Origin of the sequence: Vogesella mureinivorans (assembly GCF_007644035.1) — a bacterium.
In the GTDB taxonomy this organism is placed as follows: domain Bacteria; phylum Pseudomonadota; class Gammaproteobacteria; order Burkholderiales; family Chromobacteriaceae; genus Vogesella; species Vogesella mureinivorans.
This window is the reverse complement of record NZ_VMTV02000754.1, coordinates 1-277: the sequence shown is the minus strand read 5'-3', so window position 1 is coordinate 277 and position 277 is coordinate 1. Positions and strand designations below refer to the sequence as shown.

At 72.6% G+C, this 277-nt stretch carries 1 protein-coding gene; it reads right to left on the bottom strand.

What is annotated here, in order from left to right:
* Nucleotides 1-277 (bottom strand): tryptophan 7-halogenase (locus FLQ44_RS18075; RefSeq protein WP_147695484.1); only part of this gene is annotated, 277 nt, incomplete at both ends.

Here is a 277-nt window from a genome sequence, read left to right as displayed (position 1 = left end):
CGGCTCGATGAAGCCGCTCGACAGGCCCAGGGCGACGACGTTGCGGTTCCACACCTGGCGCCGGCGTCCGGTCACGAAGGGCACCACCATCGGCGCCCGCAGGGCAGCGCCCTGCGTGGCCTCCCGCAGGCGCGCGCTGGCCTCGTCGTCGGACATGTAGCGACTGCAGAACACCCAGCCGTTGCCGACGCGATGCTGCAGCGGGATTTGCCAGCGCCAGCCTGCACCGTGGGCGCTGGCCTGGGTGTAGGGCACGGCGGGGCCTACCGACTCGGTC